The organism is Ferruginibacter sp., from assembly GCF_028288465.1.
Taxonomy (GTDB): Bacteria; Bacteroidota; Bacteroidia; order Chitinophagales; family Chitinophagaceae; genus Ferruginibacter.
Genome location: NZ_JAQBNR010000069.1, coordinates 105,738 through 130,240, shown reverse-complemented (window position 1 = coordinate 130,240; position 24,503 = coordinate 105,738). Strand labels below are relative to the sequence as shown.

At 36.7% G+C, this 24,503-nt stretch carries 18 protein-coding genes; 9 read left to right on the top strand and 9 right to left on the bottom strand.

Annotation, left to right across the window (positions count from 1 at the left end; genetic code table 11):
- Positions 1 to 4 precede the first annotated feature (4 nt).
- The 3 genes from JWR61_RS26360 to JWR61_RS26350 form a co-directional block, all read right to left on the bottom strand.
- Entirely contained in the window at positions 5 to 1,108 is a 1,104-nt protein-coding gene (locus tag JWR61_RS26360) for an acyltransferase (protein WP_301930634.1), read from the bottom strand.
- 26 nt (positions 1,109 to 1,134) lie between these two features.
- The gene (locus tag JWR61_RS26355; RefSeq protein ID WP_301930633.1) at positions 1,135 to 1,917 is read right to left on the bottom strand and encodes a DUF268 domain-containing protein; all 783 of its coding nucleotides are present in this window, start codon (positions 1,915 to 1,917) and stop codon (positions 1,135 to 1,137) included.
- A gap of 85 nt (positions 1,918 to 2,002) precedes the next feature.
- On the bottom strand, positions 2,003 to 3,535 hold the full coding sequence (locus JWR61_RS26350) for a lipopolysaccharide biosynthesis protein (protein WP_301930632.1): 1,533 nt from the start codon (positions 3,533 to 3,535) through the stop codon (positions 2,003 to 2,005).
- A gap of 460 nt (positions 3,536 to 3,995) precedes the next feature.
- Between JWR61_RS26350 and asnB (JWR61_RS26345) the strand changes: the two genes are divergently transcribed.
- Entirely contained in the window at positions 3,996 to 5,864 is a 1,869-nt protein-coding gene (asnB, locus tag JWR61_RS26345) for an asparagine synthase (glutamine-hydrolyzing) (RefSeq protein ID WP_301930631.1), read from the top strand.
- A gap of 21 nt (positions 5,865 to 5,885) precedes the next feature.
- On the opposite strand, the gene JWR61_RS26340 is transcribed toward asnB (JWR61_RS26345), so the two are convergent.
- The 5 genes from JWR61_RS26340 to JWR61_RS26320 all read right to left on the bottom strand — a co-directional run bounded on the left by JWR61_RS26340 (position 5,886) and on the right by JWR61_RS26320 (position 10,888).
- A complete protein-coding gene (locus tag JWR61_RS26340; RefSeq protein ID WP_301930630.1) occupies positions 5,886 to 7,016 on the bottom strand; it encodes a glycosyltransferase family 4 protein in 1,131 nt (376 codons plus the stop codon).
- Positions 6,998 to 7,957 carry an NAD-dependent epimerase/dehydratase family protein gene (locus JWR61_RS26335; protein ID WP_301930629.1) on the bottom strand — a complete coding sequence of 320 codons (960 nt, stop codon included), beginning with the start codon at positions 7,955 to 7,957 and terminating at the stop codon, positions 6,998 to 7,000. The genes JWR61_RS26340 and JWR61_RS26335 overlap by 19 nt, the downstream gene beginning before the upstream one ends.
- Before the next feature lie 147 nt (positions 7,958 to 8,104).
- Positions 8,105 to 9,244 (bottom strand): glycosyltransferase family 4 protein, encoded by a 1,140-nt coding sequence (locus JWR61_RS26330; RefSeq protein WP_301930628.1) that lies wholly within the window; start codon positions 9,242 to 9,244, stop codon positions 8,105 to 8,107.
- 34 nt (positions 9,245 to 9,278) lie between these two features.
- Positions 9,279 to 10,382 carry a glycosyltransferase gene (locus JWR61_RS26325; protein ID WP_301930627.1) on the bottom strand — a complete coding sequence of 368 codons (1,104 nt, stop codon included), beginning with the start codon at positions 10,380 to 10,382 and terminating at the stop codon, positions 9,279 to 9,281.
- 50 nt (positions 10,383 to 10,432) lie between these two features.
- On the bottom strand, positions 10,433 to 10,888 hold the full coding sequence (locus tag JWR61_RS26320; RefSeq protein ID WP_301930626.1) for a hypothetical protein: 456 nt from the start codon (positions 10,886 to 10,888) through the stop codon (positions 10,433 to 10,435).
- Positions 10,889 to 11,931: 1,043 nt separating this feature from the next.
- Here JWR61_RS26320 and rfbB point away from each other — a divergent pair.
- From rfbB to JWR61_RS26290, 6 genes are all read left to right on the top strand, one after another.
- Entirely contained in the window at positions 11,932 to 12,984 is a 1,053-nt protein-coding gene (gene rfbB, locus JWR61_RS26315) for a dTDP-glucose 4,6-dehydratase (protein ID WP_301930625.1), read from the top strand.
- 30 nt (positions 12,985 to 13,014) lie between these two features.
- Positions 13,015 to 13,875: a glucose-1-phosphate thymidylyltransferase RfbA gene (gene rfbA, locus JWR61_RS26310; protein ID WP_301930624.1), complete on the top strand. Its 861-nt coding sequence runs from the start codon at positions 13,015 to 13,017 to the stop codon at positions 13,873 to 13,875.
- A 282-nt stretch (positions 13,876 to 14,157) separates the two neighbouring features.
- Complete coding sequence (locus JWR61_RS26305; RefSeq protein ID WP_301930623.1) at positions 14,158 to 15,444, top strand: lipopolysaccharide biosynthesis protein; 1,287 nt, start codon at positions 14,158 to 14,160, stop codon at positions 15,442 to 15,444.
- A 47-nt stretch (positions 15,445 to 15,491) separates the two neighbouring features.
- Positions 15,492 to 17,378 (top strand): asparagine synthase (glutamine-hydrolyzing), encoded by a 1,887-nt coding sequence (asnB, locus tag JWR61_RS26300; RefSeq protein WP_301930622.1) that lies wholly within the window; start codon positions 15,492 to 15,494, stop codon positions 17,376 to 17,378.
- A complete protein-coding gene (locus JWR61_RS26295) occupies positions 17,371 to 18,606 on the top strand; it encodes a glycosyltransferase (protein WP_301930621.1) in 1,236 nt (411 codons plus the stop codon). The genes asnB (JWR61_RS26300) and JWR61_RS26295 overlap by 8 nt, the downstream gene beginning before the upstream one ends.
- Before the next feature lie 221 nt (positions 18,607 to 18,827).
- A complete protein-coding gene (locus JWR61_RS26290) occupies positions 18,828 to 20,024 on the top strand; it encodes a glycosyltransferase family 4 protein (RefSeq protein ID WP_301930620.1) in 1,197 nt (398 codons plus the stop codon).
- Between the two features lie 6 nt (positions 20,025 to 20,030).
- Here JWR61_RS26290 and JWR61_RS26285 read toward each other — a convergent pair whose 3' ends face one another.
- Entirely contained in the window at positions 20,031 to 21,290 is a 1,260-nt protein-coding gene (locus JWR61_RS26285; RefSeq protein WP_301930619.1) for a hypothetical protein, read from the bottom strand.
- Positions 21,291 to 21,492: 202 nt separating this feature from the next.
- Here JWR61_RS26285 and asnB (JWR61_RS26280) point away from each other — a divergent pair, with 202 nt between their 5' ends.
- Positions 21,493 to 23,337 (top strand): asparagine synthase (glutamine-hydrolyzing), encoded by a 1,845-nt coding sequence (gene asnB, locus JWR61_RS26280; protein ID WP_301930618.1) that lies wholly within the window; start codon positions 21,493 to 21,495, stop codon positions 23,335 to 23,337.
- Positions 23,334 to 24,503 (top strand): glycosyltransferase family 4 protein, encoded by a 1,170-nt coding sequence (locus JWR61_RS26275; RefSeq protein WP_301930617.1) that lies wholly within the window; start codon positions 23,334 to 23,336, stop codon positions 24,501 to 24,503. The genes asnB (JWR61_RS26280) and JWR61_RS26275 overlap by 4 nt, the downstream gene beginning before the upstream one ends.

The window sequence follows — 24,503 nt, the reverse complement described above, 5'->3', positions numbered from 1 at the left end:
AAAACTAATTCGTTGTTTTAATTTTTGACATTGAATTTTTCTTTTTCAGAAAATAGGACTCTATATACTGATTAGATAAATAAGCAGCCAACACGGTTAAAAGTATCACAATAGTTAAATATAGAAAATAATACAAAATAGTATCCTGTGGCTTATAAATAAACTTAGCCAGAACAAACATAACGGAAACATGATACATATAAATGCCATAAGAAATCCGGCCTAGAAAGTTAAATAGTTTCGACTCAAGCGTGATGATAGTATTTTCATTTTTAGATATATTGATGAGAAGTATGGTAAAAAATATAGAATAAAAATCTTCTGTAAAAATGCTGAATGGTTTTAACCATATTGTAAATCCAATTGCAAAAACAACCCATGCAAATATTTGGACAAACTTGTTAAATAAAAAAGGGCGAACGTAATTTTTATACAGTTCCTTATCCAAAACAAGATAAGCTCCAATCGCCCCAATGGCCATACAATCCAGGCGGGTTTGACTGATAAAAGGCGAAAGGATAGTGTCAACAAAAAAAAGACGGATAACAATTTTTATAATTGCAAACCCTGCTAAAAAAAACAAAAATATTTTTATAGGGGCTTTAAAAACCTTTAATAGCAAGGGCCAAAATAAATAGAATTGCTCTTCTACTCCCAGAGACCAAAGGATCACAAGTATTGGGTAAGTATCATGAATGGATACGGGGTGGACAGCACCAACAAAATTACCCGCAAAAATTATGTATAAAATTATCTCCGTAAGATTACCATCGGCGCTGTTCAGGAGGTTTTGATTGTACAATAAATACATGATTGCAATGCCGAGAATAATTATCAGATAATACAGGGGCCAGATTCTTAAAATTCTCCTTAAATAAAAAGCTTTTAGAGATATTGTTCCAAACTTTTCTTTTTCGAGCAGTAACAGATAGGTAATTAAATATCCGCTCAGCGTAAAAAATAATGTTACTGCTAAACCTCCTTCGTTATACAATGAAAAGGAAAAACCAAAGAGGACACCAAATATTTGGGTAAAGTGTGCAATAACCACAACTAAAGCAGCAATAGCCCGCATTCCATTTAGACCGGGCAGATATAGTTTATTCATTTGCGATTATAAATTGGAAACAGAAATTATTTTTTTTTTAACCAAAAACAACCGCAACCATATTGTTGTGTGGCAACCATTTCCGGGTTTGCATCAGTAATGAATTCACCGTTATCAGTAATAAGGCTAAACTCTTCCAAATTACAAGCAGAAAAATATTCCAGAATTTGTTGGTAACTATAAATGCGGTGTGCATTAAATATTATTTTGGGTTGCCCTACGGGCGTTACGAAAATAATATTTCCGCCACTTTGAGTTACACGGATCAGTTCTTTAATAGCTTTTAAATCACCGTCGTAGTCAATCAGGTCACCATATCTGCCAAGACCTATGTGCTCAACGGTATGCATACAACTGACTGAAAATAATGAGTTATCTTCAAATGGAAGAGACATTAAATCGCCTTTGGCCGAATCCAGGTTTTTTAACGAAAGGTTAGCAGGTCTGTAATCATAAAATTTTACCGGTATAAACGCAGAGACGATGGTACTAAAATCCAGCTTACTTGAGATATCAACATGAAAGACAGGATTTATTTTTGCAACAATTCTCGCTGCCCATGCCGGATGATATATATAGTGATAGTCAACCGGAGTTTCAGCTGTATTATCACTTAAATAAGGAACACGTTCTTTCCATTCCGTAACAAAGCGTTCTTTTCCGTTTCCCCTTGTTAATTTAAATTTATTGAAGTCTTGTCTAAACAGCCCAAGTTTAGAAATGTTGTCCCACGCTGTTTTCAAATTCACAACTACAAAATATAAATAGGAATAGCTGGGTACAATTTTTTTTGCAAATGCCTTTATCATTTATACACTTAATTTTTAATTATGACCTAATAACAAATAAGCGATTCAATTTTTTGCTTCTCAAATAAGTTACTAACAAACATACCTATATTCGCTTGATTTTTTTGACAGTTAGCTGTACGATATCATTTTTTATTCTATCGGAAAAATAGATAGTAATTGCGATGGCTGCTGTGCCAAGCAAAGTGAAAAAAGCTAACATTTCAAGTGGAGTAAATTTATTTGTTGAAATAGCCAGGCGAATGAGTAAAATGAACAGTACGCAACTTATCAGCGGCTTAAAAGTGTCTTTCCAATACCATGCTAAAAGATCCTCTTTTAAAAATTTGTTATGAACAATATAGGGGATGAAAATAATGTATAAAGCATTTAAACAAATCCAGCAGCCTGCCGCACCCGAAGCGCCATAAATCCATGTTATCAAAGCAATAGCAGGCGCTACAATTACGGACGAAAAAATACTCATATAGAAAGCAAACTTTGTCCAGTTCAATGCGAAAGTGAACGAAAATAGAATACTTACCATGGCGTTCATGCAGGTACCTATGGCAAACAGGCGGGCGATATACCAGGTGTTTTCAACGGTAGCAACATTGTTGGTCCACAGCATTAAAACTTCTTTCGTATAGACAATAATAATTAATGATGCGGGGAAAATTATTATGCTAACAATCTGACAGCATTTGTGATAAGTCTCTTTCAGCTGCAGATGCATGTTTAATGAAGACAGGTAGGAAAACTTAGGAAAAAAAGACTGGGCTATGGGATTAACAATCTGTAAAACAGCCATACCCATTGTAAGTGCAATTGTATAATAACCAAAATCGGCCAGTGGTATAGTCTTACTTAAAACTACCTTATCAGCCTGCAGCATTAAAATAGCAGAAAGCGAAATGGCAGCCATACCTCCTGAAAATCTGGCTACTCTTTTTAATTCATATCCGTCAAATTTTGCAGTTAATTTGCCTGCGTTAATTAGTTTGCGCAAGGCAAATCGATAAATTAAAACAACAAAAATAGTGATGAGTAAATTCCAGTAAAAAAAAATAATAACTGATTTAGAGTAAAAAATCAAGAGCAATACAGCGCCTGCATTTTTAAGTATTGCAAAAAAAACCCGTAAAACATTATATAACAAATGCCGCTGTAAACCAAGTAACCCCCCGGCATAAAAACCAACAGGGAACTGAAAAATAAGTGTAATGCTTAAAATTGCAAACGCATGAAAAACAGTGCCAGCTGTTAATCCCTTGGCCTGTACCCAACTTGTTGCTAAAACCCAGGAGGCTGCCAAAGCAATAATACCTACCAATATTGCGACGGGCCAGTATACGGTTTCAAGTGTTTTTACAAGATTTACAATCTTCTGCTTATTGCTCACACCTGATGACAAGCCAGCTAATTCTTTGTTGAGTGTTGTACTTAAACCGCTGTCTAAAATGTATAGTATTGACTGGATGCTCGCAAAAACGCCAATCAGACCATATCCCTCGCTGCCGATGTATTTTAAATAAACCGGAATAAAAAGCAGGTTAATGACGGCCATAAACCCATTGCCGGAAAAGTTAGCAACAATATTAGTTTTTAACGAAGTTGTAAGCAGTATTTTTTTAAGCACAGCTATTTAATAAATGATTTAAATACTTAACCCGGTTAGAGTTATCGTTTGAAATTATATTGTTGATAATAACCTTTGAGTCAATGGCTATTTTATTTAGCTCTTTATCAAAGAAATTAGCTGCAAAAATAAGATATAGAAAGTAAGCGTGCTTTTATAAAACAAATGACGTAAAAGTTGCCTAAAATGCACGAAACGTTTATTCTGCAATGGCAAGTGCAATTTTCACAATAATGTCCATGCAGTTGTTATAGTTTAATGCTGCATATTTATCAAACTCAGGAGCACTTTATTAATGTGGAGGCAAACTTTCATTTTAGAATTTTTAATATACTTTCGTTGGCTTGTATTTACGCCGGATAAATTTTAAAATATTCCGTTAAAGAGTGATGTTTCACATTGGACTTTTTAAAAGCAAATGCAAAAATGCTAAGATACCAGGTAAAAAAGTAAAATAAGTATGTGTGGAATAAGCGGATTTGTAGACTTTAATAAAAAGCTGACCCGGCAGCAGCTGCTGCTTTCCGTTAATACGCTTCAACACAGGGGGCCGGATGATTGCGGCGATACATTCCTTGAAACTACAGAGGCATTTGTTGGACTGAGCCATCGCAGGTTAGCTATATTGGATCTTTCTCCTATGGCTCATCAGCCAATGCAAAGCGCAGATGGATCTGTTACCATACTTTTGAATGGGGAAGTGTACAACTTTAAAGAGATACGGGATGAATTACAGGCGAAAGGATACCATTTTTTATCCGGTTCCGATACAGAAGTAATTTTACAAGCCTATCAGCATTTTGGTATGGAATGTATCAGTCATTTTATTGGCATGTTTTCAATTGTAATTTATGACGCCAGTATTCAAAAGGTTTTTTTAATAAGAGACAGGCCTGGTGTTAAGCCACTTTACTATTATTTTGCAGATGGATATTTTTTGTTTGCCTCTGAATTAAAAGCATTTCATCCCTTCCCCTGTTTTAAAAAAGAAATTGACGCAGTGTCGGCATCTCTTTATTTTAAGTATGGCTATATAAAAGCACCCAATAGTATTTTTAAAAATGCACGAAAACTTCAGCCAGGATATTTTGCAACAATCGATTTAGCCAGTAAATCACTGCAATTAAAACAGTATTGGAATGTGCTGGACTATTATAACAAGCCAGCTTTTTCTATTGATAAGAAGCAGGCCCTGCAGGAACTGGAAACACTTTGCGTTTCCGCATTTCAATACCGGATGATAAGCGATGTGCCGGTGGGGATATTTTTAAGCGGAGGTTACGATAGCTCTTTACTGGCTGCCATACTGCAGAATAACAGCGCCAACAAAATAAAAACCTTTACAATCGGGTTTAATGAAAAACAATTTAATGAAGCAAATCATGCAAAAAAAATAGCTCAATATTTAGGAACCGATCACAATGAGCATTTTTGTACAGCAGCATCAGCTTCAGAAGTAATACCGGCTCTCCCGTTTTATTATGATGAACCTTTCGGAGACAGTTCTGCAATACCCACCGTATTGTTAAGCCGTTTCGCAAAGCAACAGGTAACTGTCGCACTTTCTGCGGATGGTGCAGATGAACTATTTGCCGGCTATAACCGTTACACCCAGCTATCAACCATAAACAAGGTGCAAAAAATTGTACCGGTTTCTATCAGACGCACTATTGCAAAAATGATCGGATCTGTACCAGCCATCAATACAAAATATAAAAAGATTGCTTTGCTTTTATCCGAATGCGATTCAACGATTTCAGGTGACCTATTGAATGCTGTTTTTTTAGAAACAGATTTGCAAAATCTGCTACAACCTGATTTTGCTTACGATGTTATTTCAGAAAAAAAACATACCAGAGAAAAATCAGGATTTATCAATAGCCTTTTGGCAGCAGATTTTACAAGCTACCTGCCGGATGATATATTGGCAAAGGTAGACAGGGCCGCAATGAGTACAGGACTGGAGGCTCGTGAACCTTTTCTGGACCACCGGCTGGTAGAGTGGGCAGCGCAATTGCCAGTGGACATGAAGTATAACAACGGCCACAAAAAGTATTTGCTCACAGAATTAACGCATCAATATTTGCCGGGCGAATTGATGAAAAGGCCCAAAATGGGATTTGGAATTCCATTGAGAAGCTGGTTAAAAGGAAGTTTAAAGGCCCTGGTAATGCAAACGATTATTGAAGAAAACCTCTCAAAACAAAATGTGCTGGATAAAAATTATGTACTTCAGCTTAAGGAAGACTATTATTCAGGAAAAATTAATGACGATCAGCAAATATGGTTGATATTAATGTTTTTGTTGTGGTGGAATGAATGGATGTGACCGCTTAAATATAATACGGTATTATGAATTGAGGATTGAAATATATGCTTTATGATTATATGCTTCGTCAAATTCCAATTCTGCCTTTGCCCTGCTTAGCTTACCCATTCTGGCCAAATCTTCTGCCGTCATCAAAATCATTTTTTCCATTGCTGCCTCTAAAGCGCTGGCGTTTTTTATTTCAATTAAAAAGCCATTTTCACCATTGTCAACCGTTTCTTTACAACCAATATTATTAGTTGTAATTACGGGTAATCCCTTGGCTAAAGCCTCTATTAAAATTTTCGGAATGCCCTCCCTGTAATAGGAAGGAAGCACCATTACATCTATCGTATTTAAAACACTGCTCATGTCATCCGTTCCACCCCGGTAGTCAATAATTTTTTGCTCGTGCATCTTCTCCACAATCTGTAACGGTATCGATGAAGGATTATCTGCCTCCAGACCCAGTAAGGCACAGGTGATGTCAGGATATTTCTGCTTAAGATTTTTTGCCGCTTCAAAATATTCCGATAAACCCTTTTCTTTTATAAGCCTGGCCGATAATAAAAAAACCAATCGATTTCCGGTATTAAAAAATGTTTTTTGGTTAAATTCAATAAGATTTGCGCCTGATCCCTTTACTACAATAATCTCCTGCCGGTGATCTATAATTTTATTCTGCAGGAAATAATTTTTGTCATCATTATTTTGAAAAATAATTGCTTTTAAATTTTTAAAGGCAATTGTATATAATTTTTCAACCGTAAACTTAAGCCATCCGGGCTGACCCTCACTAAAAACAAAACCAAGACCATTGATAGTAGCTACTGTTTTTATTCCGGTAAATTTGGCGGCGAGAGAGCCGAAAATATTTATTTTGGGAGTGAAGAAAAAACAAAAATCAAGGTGGTTTGCTTTAAAAATTTTGCGTAGTTCAAGGGTAAGCGATATGTCATGAAATGGATTTTTGCCTTTATTATGAATATGTTTTAATTCGATAAAAACACAACCCAAGGTCTCAATCTCTTTGACAAATTTGTCTTTTGGAGCAATAGCAAAAACATTATAACCTGCACTGATTAACTTTTGCAAAAGGCCTTTTCTAAAATTATATATGTACCAGGAGGTATTTGATACAATCGCAACGTTCTTTATTGTGTCTGAAGCCAATTTTTAAAATTTATTATACCTTTTTTAAAGTTAGTCTTGGGTATATAGTTTAATAACTGTTCTGCTTTTGAAATATCCGCAAATGTAATGGGTACATCTCCCATTTGTTCGGGCAAATGGTTTAAAATCGCTTTTTTATCAAATACCTCTTCTAAAGCAGCAATCATTTCAGACAAAGATACGGTTTGATGATTTCCCAAATTAAATACCTCATAATTTGACCAGGTGTATTGTATAGCATTAAAAATTCCCTGTACTGTGTCATCAACATAGGTGTAATCCCGCCTGGTACTTCCATTGCCAAAAAAGTTAATAGGCTCTCCGTTAAGCAATTTCTTACTAAACAGATGAATTGCCAGATCGGGGCGCTGCCTTGGTCCGAAAACCGTAAAAAAGCGAAGTGCTATAAAACGGATACCAAATAAATGACTGTAGACAGAACCCAGCAATTCGCCGGAAATTTTAGTGCTGGCATAGGGGCTGATCGGGTTAAGAACAAAATCAGATTCTTTCCAGGGGAAATTTTTATTAATACCGTAAACACTGCTTGAAGAGGCAAAAACAAACTGTTTAATATTCTTGTGCCTTGCAAATTCAAGCATATTTTGAGTACCCTTTACATTCACATCCTGATAAATAATGGGGTTCTCCAAAGATGGACGTACGCCGGCTTTTGCAGCCAGGTGAACAATTACCTCATATTCTCCCGTTAATTTTTTATAAAGCTCTTCTGTATTCAATATGTCTGTTTCAATAAATCTCAGATAAGGGTGATTTATTACAGCTGCAATATTTTTAAGTTTTACATCAGGAGAGTAGAACGGATCCAGATTGTCGATCACCGTTACTGAGTAATTGGAAGCCAACAGTTTTTCTATTAAATGACTTCCTATGAAACCGGCCCCTCCTGTAACAATTATTTCTATCTTATTTTTACTCATAATGGGCAATAATGTAAAATTTTCAGGTCGCAAGTTACTTGTTTTGGCGGACGAAAGTAGTAGTGCAACGCTTTCCAATCTAAAACTATCCGGATTATATGGTTAAAAAATAAACCTTTATTTATTATAATTAAAAATATAGAATAATCAGTCAACGCATTGTTTCTCAAAAAAAGCAATTGTTTTTGCAATGGCTTCTGATAAAGAAAATTTATTTTTCAACAGCCTGGCGCCATTTAATCCGAATTGGGTCGCAATATTTTTATTTTGCAACAGGTACTTAATTTTCGCTGCCATTTCTTCAATACTATATGGAACGACAAGGCATCCAGTTTCATTATCAATTATATTTTCATCAAAGGCAGTTACGTTAAAAGCCACGACAGGCTTAGCACAGCTGTAAGCTTCCAGGACCATCAATCCAAAAGCCTCAGCAGTTGACGGAGCTACAACGATATCAGAGCATTTAATATAATCACTTACATTATCTGTATATCCTGCAAATATCACAGTGGAATTTAAATTGGACTCATTTACCATTTTGACAAGAACGGGCATTTCTTCTCCTTGTCCTAATATAATTAATTTTATATCAGGAATTTCTGTGTTTAGCAATTTAACCGCTTTAATCAGCAGGTGGTGTCCTTTCAGGCGCCGCAACCGTCCGATAATTAACAGCTGATTATCGGAATATCTTAGTTTTAAGTCCGAACGTATCGAAAAGTCAGGTTCTAGACCATGATGTATTACACTCATTTTTGAGGATTGGCAAATTCCGGATTTTATATAAAAATTTGCCAGGCCAACCGAAACCGAAAAATTGTCAGCAACAAAATATTGTAAAAACTTTTCTACCTGATAACTAACGCTTAGCCTGTTAACCTTTGTGTAATCCAAGCCATGTACGTCCATAAATTTTTGAAGATAACCGTGTTTTGTAACAACCAGTTTGCAGTGTGTGTGGAAGAATATTTTGGAAAGGGAACTAATTATTTCAGCGTGTATTAAGTGTGCACTTAGGATTGAGTAATTTCCCTTTTTTATTACTTTGGCAAGGGAACTGGCTGCTTTTAAACTTACAGGTGAAGATGCTTTGCATATATAAACAGGTATATCATATTGTTTGTAATATTCGGCAAAGCGGTTTATAATTTCCTGGTTGTTATCTTGAAGGGTGCAAAAAAAACCCACCTCAATATTTTGTTTTTTTAGTTCTGGTAATAGCGTTAACAGGTACCTTTCTGCTCCCCCCATTACTACCACTCTCAGATAAAATAAAATTTTCATTTTTGTCATTGCTTATTCACCCTTACTCTTTATCTTATTTAATTGATAGTGATTCAAAAACAGCCTGATATTTTACAAACATAGTTTTATTGCTGTAATTCAAAACAGCAAAGTTGTAGGCTGATTGTTTCAATGTTTCAGCTTTTGTTGAGTTATGGATGATTACAGAAATTGCTTCTGCAAGAGCTGCTTCATTCTTAACAGGCACTAAAATACCAGTGTCATTATTTTTTATCATGTTATTAATGCCTGCAACATCCGATGCTATAATTGGTAATTTGCAGGCCATAGCCTGCATAATCGCTGTACTCATCGTTTCTCCCAGCGAAGCATGTATATAGATATCGAGAGATTGTAAAAAAGCTACTAATTCCACTTCATTCAGCATGCCGGTAAATGTTACAGCATTATCTATTTTTAAATCCGCAGCGAGTTGCTTCATTTCGGCTAGTGCCTCTCCATCTCCTGCAATTTTTAGTTGCATAACAAGTTCAGGATATTTTTGCTGCAATAATGCAAAAGCTCTTAATAAAGTGGCATGATCTTTTATCGGTACTATGCGGCTTTGCATACCAAGCACAATTGTTTTATCAGGCAGTTTAACAGCGGGCTTGAAAATTGCCAAATCAAGCCCATTATTGATAACCGCAATTTTTCCGGCGTTGTAAAAAAGGCTTAATTTTTTCTTTATCTCATCTCTAAAGCTATCAGTTAAAAAAACGATACTATCAGCAAACACCATGGCTAAAATAAACCACAACCATTCGGCCTTTGTTTTAAGTTGATTGGCCTGGGTTTCGGTAACCATTATCTTTTTCTTGTTTTTACTAATGAAGGCCGCAATTTTTGCCAAAATAATAAACCTGCTTCCGTTGAGAAGAATAATGGAGCATTGACTGTTTTTTATGGTTGCAATAAATTTTTTATTGAAGTCAATATCCAACCGCTTTCGTTTCTTTATAAAGTTCCACTCAATATCAAATTCATCACTTTTTTTAATATACTCTTCTCTTATATCTTCTACCCCGGCAAATATGGCTTCGTATTCATTTTCCTTATCTTCATCTGCAGCAATAAAGGAAAAGAAAACATTTCCATGTCCGCCTAACCCGGAATATAAAACCTGTAATACTTTCATTGTTTATAAAATTTATAGCCAATTTTTTGAAAAGAATCATAAAACAGTATTTAGTATTGCTCTTTTTCTTTCACCTTCTTGTGAGGCAGCACAGTATAGTATAACAAAATTAAATAGGTGTAATAAAACGGCACTACAGGAGCTTTATACCTGACTAAAGTTCCAAAATTGAATGAAACAAGGCCCGCTAAAGGAGCCAGCAAAAGAGTAAATATTAAAGAGAAGGTTAAAATGCGGTTTTTAAATGCAGCACTAAAAAATCCTGTAAATTTTAATTTAATTAAAAGATAAAAAGTGAATATGAAAACTAAAAGAGATTCAAGAGCATTGGCCGTTGCTATCAGGTTCGGTATTTCCCAAATATAGGGCCTGAATAAGGCAACAGTAAGTGAACTAAAATAGGTTTTCAAAATGCCCCAAAAACTAAAGTCATCTACATTGGATAGCACATATACTGAGCCTCCCTGATTTTTTTGACTGTTTTGTATAAACAGAACTTCATTCATAAATCCACCCGAGAGAGTTTCTATGATGTAATTTTTTTGCCAAAAAAGGAAAGCTACAGCAAAAAATAATAGAAAAAGTGACCCTAGTTTAAAGAAAATTTTAAACCTGCTGACAGATGAGGTAATAAGATTTATATAGACACTGAAAACAGCTGCCACACAAAAAATATAAAAAATATAGTTTTTAAAAAGGAGCATCATAATTGCGCCCGTAACCATTTCAAGCACTAAAAAAAAAGTAAACCTACCCTTCATAAAATTATACAACGCACTCACACAGAGACCAAGTCCAAAAATACACAGCGGATCTTTTAAAACGTTTGTGCTCCAAAAAATAAAAGAAGGTGCAAAAAGGCAGCTTAGAGCAATTTTGTTATAATGCGCAGGAAATTCCTCAGCAAAAACAAGGAAAATTTTCCAGCTTCCGATAAAACTCAGCAGCGTAAAAAATAGTGCAACCGGCAAATAAGTGCCAAAGCAAAACATTCCGACAAAACCGGAAAACTTAAACATGTTCATCATTGACGACACATAATCCTCATTTGACATATGAGATGCAAATTGTTGTGCAGCCTGCGAGCATTTTTCCAACGGCTTAAAAACCAGTTCTAGTCCGTATACTGGATTTGCTTTTGTCGCATTCCAGATTTCAATTGCACCATTAAAATAAAATTGAGAATCGCTATAACCATAATAAAAGTTATACAGGCATGCCAACAGAACACAACAAATTGACTTAAGTATAAACGCCGGGATAATGTATTTTTTTAAGGGAGAATTTTGGTAACGTTTTTTTTTCCAATAAATAATCCAAAATAAAATGAGGACAAAATAGATGGGGGTAAGCAATAAGTCATAATATGATAGGAGATGAGCTGAACCCGTCATTTGATCTTGCATACGTCTATTACATTACCGTTTTAATAATTACAAGCGTAAAGATATTGACATTTGCTGACTGCCTTAATCATTTCGCAATATTACCAAAAGCACGTACTTAAGAATTTATTTCTATTTTTACACACTTTTAATAAAAACAACCTATGCATACAGTATTAATTACCGGTGGCGCCGGGTTTATTGGTTCTCATTTAACAAGATTATTTGTTACAAAATACCCACAGTACAAAATTGTAAATATTGATAAGCTTACCTATGCCGGGAATCTTGAAAATTTAAAAGATATTGAGCATAACGCCAATTATGAATTTGTAAAAGGCGATATTACCGACCTCCCATTTTTGCGTTCCTTATTTGAAAAACACCAATTTACTGCGGTACTTCATTGTGCGGCTGAAAGCCATGTTGACAGGTCTATTACTGACCCGCTGGCTTTTGTCACCACCAACGTGGTAGGGACCGGCTGCCTTTTGCAAACTGCCAAAGAGTTTTGGAAAGATAATTTTGATAATAAGATTTTCTATCATATTTCTACTGACGAGGTATATGGCTCGCTTGGAAAAGAAGGGTTTTTTACTGAAGAAACGGCGTACGATCCCCGCAGCCCCTATTCCGCTTCCAAAGCAGCGTCTGATCATTTGGTAAGGGCTTTTTATCACACCTACCACATGCCGGTAAAAATTTCCAACTGCAGCAACAACTACGGGCCTTTTCATTTTCCTGAAAAATTAATACCTCTTTGCATACACAATATCATTAACAATAAGCCTTTGCCAATTTATGGGAAAGGGGAAAATATCAGGGACTGGCTTTACGTAGAAGACCATGTAAGGGCCATCGATGTTATTTTCCACACCGGCAAAATTGGTGAAACCTACAATATTGGCGGGCACAACGAATGGACCAATATTGATTTGGTAAAAGAACTGTGCAAACAAATGGATTTGAAACTGGGACGTGAAACAGGCACTTCTGAAAAGCTGATTACTTACGTAAAGGACAGGGCCGGACACGATTTGCGATATGCGATTGATGCAACCAAGCTTAAAAATGAATTGGGGTGGATGCCATCGCTGCAATTTGAAGAAGGTATTTCAAAAACTATAGATTGGTACCTGAACAATACCGAATGGCTTAACCACGTTACGAGTGGCAATTATCAGAACTATTACGAGCAACAATACGATAAACGATAAAAAGCAATTTCATTTAAGAATCCAGGAAATATGAAAGGAATTATTTTGGCAGGTGGCAGCGGTACAAGGTTGTATCCAATAACAATGGGCATCAGTAAACAATTAATGCCTATTTACGATAAACCGATGATCTATTATCCGCTGAGCACTTTAATGCTGGCAGGAATAAGGGAGATTTTGATCATAACTACACCAGATGACCAGGCCCAGTTTATACGGTTGCTCGGTGATGGCTCACAGTGGGGTTGCAAAATTGAATATGCAAAGCAGGAAATACCAAACGGACTTGCACAGGCTTTTGTAATTGGTGAAAAATTTATTGGAGCTGATAGCGTAGCACTTGTTTTAGGAGATAATATTTTTTACGGAAGTGGGTTCAGCAAATTACTTCAGAACTCTGCCAATCCTGACGGCGCTGTTATATTTGCCTATCCTGTAAGTGATCCGGAACGTTATGGCGTGGTTGAGTTTGATGCAGATTTAAATGCCATCAGTATTGAAGAAAAACCAACGCAGCCCAAAAGTAATTTTGCCGTTCCGGGTTTATATTTTTATGATAATGAAGTGGTGAATATTGCAAAAAATATTCCGCCAAGCCCAAGGGGCGAATATGAAATTACAGATGTAAACAGAATTTACCTGGCCAACAAAAAACTAAAAGTGGGTGTGCTGGACAGGGGTTTTGCGTGGTTAGACACCGGTACTTTTGAATCGCTGAATGATGCAAGTGAATATGTAAGGGTAATAGAAAAAAGACAGGGATTAAAAATCGGTTGCCCTGAAGAAATCGCTTTCCGCATGGGGTTTATTGACAAAGAGCAATTATTAAAACTGGCGTCAACATTGAGTAAAAGCGGTTATGGCGAATACTTAAAGCGGGTAATTTCTTAAGCGCATTTCACTGAATTTCAAGGCAGATACAAATATTTTTGAACCCGCAACATTGTTTGCGGGTTTATATTTTTATCTTCCTCAGTTTAACAAAATTTTTCTTCAGGTCATTTTGCACTTCCAATCACCATATGCTTCAACAGTCAACAATTACTTCGTATCTAGCATAACCCTACAATCCTTTCAACAAGCAAAATATCATCGGTTAATATGCGTTTATCTTACAACGCACATTTAAATAACAGAATTGTATTTTTAGTTGAAATGTTGACACAATAATAAATGGCTGTATCAGGATACTTTAATGAACTGAAACGTAAACCAGGATTGAGGTCTGCCGGAGTGTACACATTTACGAACTTCTTCACAAAGGGTATTTCATTTTTGCTAATTCCCGTTTTTACCAATCCCCGCTTTTTAACCCCTGCCGATAACGGCGTATTAAGTTTGTTTAGCAGTTCGGTACTCTTTTTAATGCCTTTTATTTCTCTCGGCCTTACTCAATCTGCCAGCACCGATTTTTTTAAACTGGGCAAAACCGATTTCAAAGATTTTTTTACTACAGGCTTTGCCTTAACAATTGCAACAACGCTTTTGTCAGTAGCAATCATTTTTTTGCTGAAAGATTACCTGCATGCAAAATATGGGCTGCCTGTTATTTTCATGTGGATAGTTCCGGCTGTTACATTCTTAAATTTTTGTTCCGAACAAACAACGGGGCTGATACGGAATAATGACCAGCCATTTCGTTACCTGGGCATCGGCATAACCAAAACCGCGACGGAACTGGGTATTGCCCTGGTACTGATAGTAGCCTACCAGTATGGATGGTTAGGACGCATTACCGGAATGATGGCTGCACTTCTATTGGTTTCAACCTATTCGCTATACTATTTTATTAAAAACGGTTACCTGTTTGGGAAGATAAAAATGAAATATGTCCGGGCCGAGCTCCTCTACGCATTTCCTATTATTGTTATGCAAGCCAATATGTTTATCCTGAGTTCATCGGATAAATTTTTTCTGGCTACCGATCACGCTTTGCTGGGTGTATATACCATAGCGTGCACATTTGCTTCGGTGATTGTAATTTTTTCGGCGGCCCTGATACAGTACTTTTCTCCTAAAATATTCGCCTTGTTATCAGCTGACAAAGTGCAGTATCATGAAATAAAAAAATTGTTATTGTATTATATTGGCGCAATGTTTGGCAGTTTTGTTTTATTCCTGTTTTTTACAGCCTTATTTTATCACTTGTTTATAAACATTAAATACCACGAAGCTTTGCACTATATTTATTTTATTGCGGCGGGTTATTTTTTCTGGACACTTGCTTCAATATTATATTCCTTTTTTCTTTACTACAAAGAGAAGAAGAAAATCATTGTTCATTCGTTTTTATCGATGGCAGTTGCCATCACAGCCAATTATTTTTTTATAAAAAGATGGTCGGCTTACGGTGCTGCTGTTGCGGTAATGGTGAGTTACTTTTTTGTTTTACTTATTACACTTATCAGTACCAAAAAATACATTATGAGCGTATTTAAAAGCAGCTTGCACGATAAATAAATTACAGGCCTTAAGAAATTTAAAAATCTTCTTCTAAAAAAGAAAATATGTGCGGTATTGCAGGTTATATTTCAATGGACAATTCTTTTTCGAAAGAACAACTCGGTAAAGCCTTGTCTGCTATAGAGCACCGCGGTCCTGACGCAGAAGGAATGTATTTTTCACCTGATGGAAAAATTGGTTTAGGTCACAGGCGGTTGTCAATTTTAGATTTATCATCTGGAGCCAATCAACCCATGTTTTCTGCAAATGGCCGGTATTGCATTGTGTTTAACGGCGAGATATACAATTTTGGAGAATTAAAAAATCGCCTGGCTGATAAGGGCCTTTCACTAAAAACAACATCTGACACTGAAGTATTACTTGAGTTATTTGTTCAGTATGGCCCTTCCATTTTTGCCATGATGAACGGTATGTTTGCATTTATAATTTATGACACACAGGAAAAAGTAATCACCATTTGCAGGGATCACATCGGCATTAAGCCGTTGTTTATTTACCAGGATGCAACAACCATCGTTTTTGCGTCTGAACTAAAAGCAATTAAGTCTCTGTTGGGTAAAAAATTATCTGTCAATAAAGCTGCAGTGCCTTACTTTTTACACCTCGGTTTTATTCCGCAACCACTTACTATTTACAATAATACCACTAAGTTTCCTTCGGCACATTACACACAAATTTGCATGAAAGACACGCCGCAAAATAGTCTGTCTTTTGAAGTAGTGAAATTTTGGAAACCCGAATCGCTGCTCGCCAATCATAAGATTAGTAATGAGCCTGCGGCAAAAATTCAACTTAATAATTTATTGACAGATGCAGTACAAAAGCAATTGATAAGCGATGTACCAATCGGCACATTTTTAAGTGGCGGTGTTGATAGCAGTTTGGTTACAGCTATTGCAGCTAAAATTTCAGGTGCTGATAAAATTAAAACATTCAGTATTGCCATTGATGAAGGCCAATTCAACGAGTCAAAATATGCCGCACAGGTGGCAGCACATTTAAACACAGATCATCATGAATTTAAAGTAAAAGAAAAAGAAGTAATTGAACTGGTTGATAAATTGATACCGGCATATGATGAGCCTTTTGCAGACAGCTCCGCTTTTCCAACCATGATGGTAAGCCGGTTGGCGCGGCAACACGTTACCGTTGCGCTTACCGGGGATGGTGGTGATGAGTTGTTTCATGGATATGGCATGTACCAATGGGCGAAGCGATTGGCTGAACCGCAATGGCAATTGCTAAAGGGACCGTTGTTTAATGCCTCCCGTTTGCTGAACAGTAAATACCAGCGCATTGGAAATATGTTTGGCTATGGCGATAAGCAACATATTATCACACACATTTTTTCGCAGGAGCAGTATTTTTTCAGGGAGCAGGAATTGACTGCCTTACTTGTAGGCACTAATTTTAATTTTGATGAAATCAATTCATTGCCGCCCGAAGCAGATCATTTAAGTGAAGCAGAGAGGCAATCATACTGGGATTTAAATCATTATTTAAAAGATGATTTACTGACTAAAGTAGACAGGGCAAGTATGCAATATTCGCTTGAGGCAAGAGTGCCATTGCTGGATTACCGGCTGGTAGAATTTGCGTTGGAACTGGATGAAAAATTGAAGAATAACAATGGCACAATGAAGTATCTTTTAAAAGAAGTACTCTTCGATTACGTTCCCAAAGAATTGTTTAACCGGCCGAAATGGGGATTTAGTATTCCACTTGCGAGGTGGTTAAAAACGGACTTGAAATTTTTACTGGACAAATACACATCTGAAGCAGTGATTGGTAAATACAATATTGTGAATTATCATGTTGTAAATCGTCTCCGGGAGAAATATTTAAGTGGCACGGGTTATTTATACAACAGACTTTGGCTTATCATAGTTTTGCATTGGTGGCTTGACGAAAACAACAATCAAAATGCCTGATAAAAAAATCCTCTTTATATCTTACGATGGTATGACAGATCCTCTGGGACAAAGCCAGGTGATTCCTTATCTGTCGAACCTTACAAAATTTGGGTATAGCTTTGTCATTTTAAGTTGTGATAAACCCGAAAGATTTGCTGCCAACCGGGGTTATGTAGAAAATATGCTGACGCCCTTTGCTATCCAATGGGTGTCAGTACCATATCATAAAAAACCTCCTGTATTTTCTTCCCTATATGATTTTTATGTATTGAAAAAAAAGGCCGGTCAACTGCATGCCATTCACCATTTTGATATGGTACATACACGGCCCGGCTTACCATCATTGGTTGGCATATATTTGAAAAATAAATTTGGGATAAAATTTTTAAATGATATACGTGGATTTTGGGCAGATGAAAGAGTAGAAGGCGGTATATGGAATTTAAAAAATCCGCTGTTAAAAAAGATTTACAAGTTTTTTAAAGCGCATGAAAAAGCTTGTCTTGTTAAAGCTGACTATTCTGTTTGTGTAACAAATAAAGCGCGGGAAATAATTCACAGCCGCACCGATTTGCCCCACCAGCCAGTACCGGTAGAAGTAATTCCCTGCAGTGTTGATATGGAATTGTTTAATCCTGAGAAAGTTGATCCATTGCTGAAAGCGGCATTTTCATCCGCCCTGAATATCAGCAACGACGATTTTATAATTACTTATCTTGGCTCACTTGGTGGCTGGTATTTAACGGATGAAATGATGCACTTTTGCAAAGCAGTAGCAGTTAAAATACCCAAGGCAAAATTTCTTTTTATTTCACCCGACAGTCAGCAAACTGTCGCTGCTGCTGGCGCCAAATATGGTCTCGCAGAAGGACAGGTAATTGTTCAGCATGGTAAGCGGCATGAAGTGCCCGTGCTATTATCCTTTAGTACTTATGCTGTTTTCTTTATAAAGCCATGTTATTCAAAACAAGCTTCTTCGCCAACCAAGCACGGCGAAATAATGGCAATGGGTATCCCAATAATAACCAATAGCGGCATAGGCGACCTGGACGAAATTGTTGAAAGTTATAACAGTGGCTACCTGCTGCCTGATTTTTCAGATGAGTCATTTAACGCGGTAGTTCAAAAAATTGCTGAGGGTAATCCATTTGATAAAAAAAATATCCGCAACAGTTGCGCCAATTTTTATTCGCTTAACACTGCGGTGGAGAGGTATAAAAAAGTATATGACATCATATTCTCCTGACCAAACTTGCTGCTGCCAAATACAATCTCCATCCCGCACTTTCTGCTTAAATAAATTGTAATATATCACGCCAGTCCTGCCGGTTTTTTGAGCTTATTTCGGAATAATAAAACGGTATAAAAAACGTTTAGAGTTTAGCCTTAACCGCACTTGTTTGAAAAACAAATGAAGATGGCTGATTACATATTCTAAATTTTTAATGCCGGCTTACCCACACTGCAATGAAAAAGGGAATTCAACAAATTTTAATGATTGTTCAGTACCCTGAAAATGTTTCGCCGTGCCAACGCTTCCGGTTTGAATTATACAAAGACACCCTCGTAAAAAATGGATACGAAGTAACTACTAAATCCTTTTTAGATCCCGCAGATTTTAAGATCATTCATCAGTACGGGTTTCTCTTTAAAAAATCTCTTGCATTATGTAAAGGTTTTTTCAAAAGACTGCTATTGTTATTTAAAATAGACAAATACGACTTCGTGTTGGTACAACGTGAATTTGCGCCTGTTGGCCCCCCGGTTTTTGAGTGGCTTGTAGCCAGGTTATTTCAAAAGAAACTGATTTATGATTTTGATGATGCTATCTGGTTGCCATCGGTATCTAAGCAAAATCGCCTGGCAGCACATTTTAAAAACGCACAAAAGGTTAACGCCATTTGCAAAATGGCTTACTGCGTTAGCGCCGGTAACCAATATTTATGCAATCATGCCCGTCAATACAATAGCAATGTTGTATATAATCCAACCTGTGTTGATACCGTCAACCGGTACAATGTACTGGCCAATCATGACGTTGAAAAAATTACCATTTCCTGGACAGGAAGTTTTTCTACCTTAAAATATTTAGCCATTGTAGAAAATGCGTTGAGGCGACTGCAGGATAAATACGATTTTAACGTAAAAATTATCTGTAACCAACAACCATCGCTCAATTTAAAAAATGTAGCCTATGTTGAATGGAGTGAAGAAAATGAAGTGTCTGAACTAGCCGCATGTCAAATTGGGTTAATGCCACTTACAGCAGATGAATGGAGTGAAGGGAAATGCGGATTTAAATTAATTCAATATTTGTCGTTGGGTATACCCTCTGTATCATCATCCGTTGGTGTAAATAAAAAAATTATAGAAGCAGGAGTAAATGGTTACTTTGCTGACTCCGATGATGAATGGTATAATAATATTGAAAAGCTGTTGCTGGATGCTTCCTTAAGAAAAAGAATGGGTATTGCCGGCCGTCAAAAAATGATTGCACAGTACAGCCTGCAGTCGAATGAAGCAAATTTTTTAAACCTGTTCACTACTATTGAACCCGCTATACTTACACTTAACCGTTCTTTTAAACTTCCATTACGAAAATTGCTCAATCTTCGGTCCATGGCGCAATTGGTGTTCAGAAGAGGAAATGCTTTAAATGCCTGAAGATCCTCACATTTCCAGGCTATTTTTAATTTCCTTTTTCTTGCTGGGTAAGGCGTCCAGTATTAACAGGAGTGCAATGATATAAAACGGTAAACAAGGAATTTTATAACGTACCAGCGTGCCGAAGTTGAGTGTTGTGGCACCAACAAAAATGGCAAATACTACAGAGTAAAAAAAGCAGAAAGAGATCATTGGATCAGTAAACAACGTCTTTATAAACCGGTAAGGTCCCGCTTTTATAAGTACGTATATAGTCAGTAAAATCAGAGCAAGACTTTCTGCCGATGACATCAGCGTAGAAATTTTTTTTGACTCCCAAAGAAAAGGGCGAAAAAAAGTGGCCACAATTGCTGCTGGTGTCATTTTCAATAAACTGCCTGGCGATCCATCGTATTCCACGCCCAGAGAAAAAGATGACTCAGCACCTTCTGCCATATTGATAAAATTGGTTTGCTGCGTTTTAACCGATTCAACTATTTTATCCAATGCAAAAAAGCCAAGCTGATCTTTTAACGTGTCGGCTAAAACAAAAATGCCAACAACAACAGCAGATAAAATCAGTACACCAATAGACCATTTCAATATTGTATTTTTCAGTAGTTTCAGGTTCACTAAAACCAGATATAAAATAAAAAAAGGCAGATAGCAAATAATGATGTAAACCTTAACAATGTACAATGTATAAGCGGCAATAACTGCTATGAATATATTTTTAAAAGACACCCGGCGCTTTTCAAAAATACAATACAGAGAATAAGTTAACCAGCCCAGCATGCATATACAAACCGGATCTTTCAGCACACCCGAGCACCAAAATACCAGTGAGGGTAAATAAATAATGGTGATGGCTAAGCCCTTATGTAAATGCGGGTAATGCTCATAAAAAAATTTGTACAAACGCCATACGCCGCTGTAAGCAATCATCGAAAAACAAAGGTTTATCAGCAGGTATTTTCCGAATGTAAAAAAGCAAAAAAAGGCTACCAGCCTTGCTATGAGAAAATTACTTTCTATTTTAAACGAATTAATATTATCCGGCACCATTAAAAGATTCTCGTCATAATTTGCTCCGGCAGTAAAAAGCAGGTGAATATATTTAACAGGATTATTTAGTATCAGGCTGTACATATGATACCCTTCGGGGTAGTATAACGAAGTACTGTCACCGGGTGTGAGATAAACAAAGAAAACGGTAAATGCAACAGCACTAAACACGCGTATCCAAAAGCCCTGCCGCTGGTATTTTTTTAAAAACGGATCAGTCATACGTTTTCGCCTGGCCGAAAAAATTAAATGAAAAATGAGGACATAAAATGGAAATAATATGAAGTCAGTAAAACCCATCCTTTTTAATAAGAAAACTTTTTATACGTAAGAGTAAATGCAGTGTGCAGACAAATTTATCCCAAATTATCATCTGCTATTCAATAATATAGAGTTATTTTGTTGATACTAAAGATAGTGTTATATGTGTGGTATTGCAGGCGCAGTAAATTTTAAATTATTATACAAGCAAATAGATGAACAAATGTTACACCGCGGTCCTGATGAGCAGGCCGGTTATATGGTTGATAATGTAGACTTATATCATCTCCGTTTATCCATTGTTGATATTGGCGGAGGTAAGCAACCAATGCATTTACAGGATCGTTACACCATTATTTTTAACGGTGAAATTTACAACCACAAAGAAATAAGAAGCCTGCTTAATTTGCACGGCACTACTTCTTCCGATACAGAAACCCTGTTACTTTTATACCAGCAATTTGGCGTTAACTTTTTGCATTACCTGGAAGGGATGTTCGCATTTGCCTTATACGACAGGCAGGAAAAAAAATTGTTTATCGCACGCGACCGTGCCGGCAAAAAGCCTTTGTATTATTATCGGGATAAAGAAAAATTTGTTTTTGCCAGTGAACTGAATTGCCTGAAAGGCTTGCTGCCACTGCAAATGAATGACCAGCATTTTTACCATTACCTGCGGTTAGGCTCCTTCTACGGAAGTTGCACACCCTATAAAAATGTAAGCGAATTAAAGGCGGGCCATTTTTTATTAATAGATTGTACTACGCTTGACATAACTGATACCTGCTGGTGGAGCATCAATGATTTTTACCTGCAAACTCATACAGATAATTTTGAACAAAGCGTTGAGAAGGTAGATGAATATTTGAATGCGGCGGTAAAAAGAAGGGTTGAGTCATCTGATTTGGAAGTGGGTAGTTTTTTAAGCGGCGGTATTGACAGTGGTTTAACTACCGCCATTGCCAGTAAATATAATAACAGGATAAAAACATTTACAGTTTCGTTTGACGGAGAGTATGATGAAGCACCCCTTGCAAAACTGGTGGCAGAGAAATGCCATACCAACCACACGGAAATAAAGATTTCCTTTGATCATTTGAAGAATGATCTCGAAAAAATATGCAGTAATTATGGCGAGCCATTTTTTGACAGCTCTGCTATACCTAGTTATTATGTAAGTGCTGCAGCAAAAAAACACCTCACCGTTATTTTAAATGGCGATGGAGCCGATGAATTGTTTGGCGGATACAGGCGCTATGTTCCTTTTGCCAAATATGATTTTTTTAAAAGCCATGGAGCGGTAAAAAATACAGCTTCACTGGCAAAGAATTTGCTTCCCCCGGGCCATAACAAAAAATCCAAATACAATTATATTTACAGGTTGCTTTCGCTGGCATCCAAAAATAGCCTGGAAATTTATTTATCTGCAGGGGTGGATATTATGGAAGATTATGAGACAAACATCACTGCCAATGGAATGAATTACCTTGAATCAATGCGTGCCGATTTTACCGCGGTGGCTAATGCGCCCATCAGTGGATTAAGAAAGATTATGAACATGGATTTTAATACAACCCTGTTCACAGATTTACTGGTGAAGATGGATATCGCCAACATGGCTCACTCACTGGAAGGGCGCAGTCCTTTTCTTTGTAAAGATTTGCTGGAATATGCGCCCGGTATGGATGACAGCTTTAAAATTAATGGAAGTACTACCAAATATTTATTAAGACAACTGGCAAAAAAATATTTACCCGGTGAATTAATTAACCAGCCCAAAAGAGGATTTGAAATACCATTGAAAAAGTGGGTTGAAAAAGAGTTGAGGGATGTAGTGTTTGACTATGTTGGCGCCCCGGATGCGATCAGTAACCAGTTTTTACAGCATGCATTTTTAACCGGGCTGTTAAATAATACCATCAAAATATCCGCAGAAAAAAGAGCAAAAATTTTGTGGACTTTATTAAGTATGGAAATTTGGTATAAAAAAGTTTACCTCAGCAAATGAAACCAGCCGGCATAAAAAAGAAAAAGATTCTGCACACAACTACGCGGTTGGTATTGGGTGGCGGCGTTGAAAAAAATATCTATTACACCATTGCCAATCTTTCAAAGGAATTTGAATTTCATTTAAGCTGTGGTGTGGAGTGTAAGGATGATTTGTTTTGCAAGCACCCTAAAATAAAAATGATTGTTTGCCCTTACCTGGTTAACACCATTCACCCGTTAAAAGATTTGCAGGCGTTGTGGTTTTACTACCGGCTTATCCGCAAAGAAAAATATGACATTGTACATACGCACGAAACAAAAGCCAGCTTCATTACAAAACTGGCTGCATGGCTGGCTCGTTGCCCTTACGTAATTTATGGATTGCATGGGGTTACCTTCAATGATCCGATGAGCAGGTTAAAAAGAAACTTTTATATCCTGCTTGAAAAGTTGACTATTTATTGCGCCGACCTGGTAGTGGCGGTAGGAAAAGATACCGTAGACGAATACAGGAAAGAAAATATCGGTGAAAAAATACCTTTTGAAATAGTAAGAAGCGGAATTGATATTGACAGTTATATGCAGCAGGCCGTTCAAACAACAAGCGATAAAATTTTGTTTAGAAAATCGTTGGGGATAGCAGAGGATGATATTGTATTTATAACAGTCGGCAGATTTTCTTATTCAAAAGCGCAGCGTTATGCTATTGAAGCCTTCGCAGAATTACAAAAAAAATATACTAACCTAAAGTTTTTATTGATTGGAGAAGGGGAATTGCTGGCTGAATGTAAAGTGCTTGCAGAAGAAAAAAGTATTAAAAAAGAGAATATCTTGTTTTTGGGCTATCGAAAAGATATCCCCAAATATTTGTCTGTAAGCGATATTTTTATTTTTACATCGTTAAGGGAAGGATTACCCAGGGTGATTGTAGAAGCTTCTTTACTGCAGGTGCCGGTTGTAACGTTTGAAGTAGAAGGAGCAACCGAGGTATTGGAAAATGGTAAATCAGGTTTTATTGTACCGCAAACCGACAGGAAGGCATTAGTTAACAAGGCAGAACAACTAATTTTGCAACCAGAATTAAGGGCATTATTTGGCAGGCGTGCACAACAGCATGTAATACAGCACTGGGATATGCATGTAATGGCACAGCGCTTACAAATTATTTACAACAGAACAAACTGA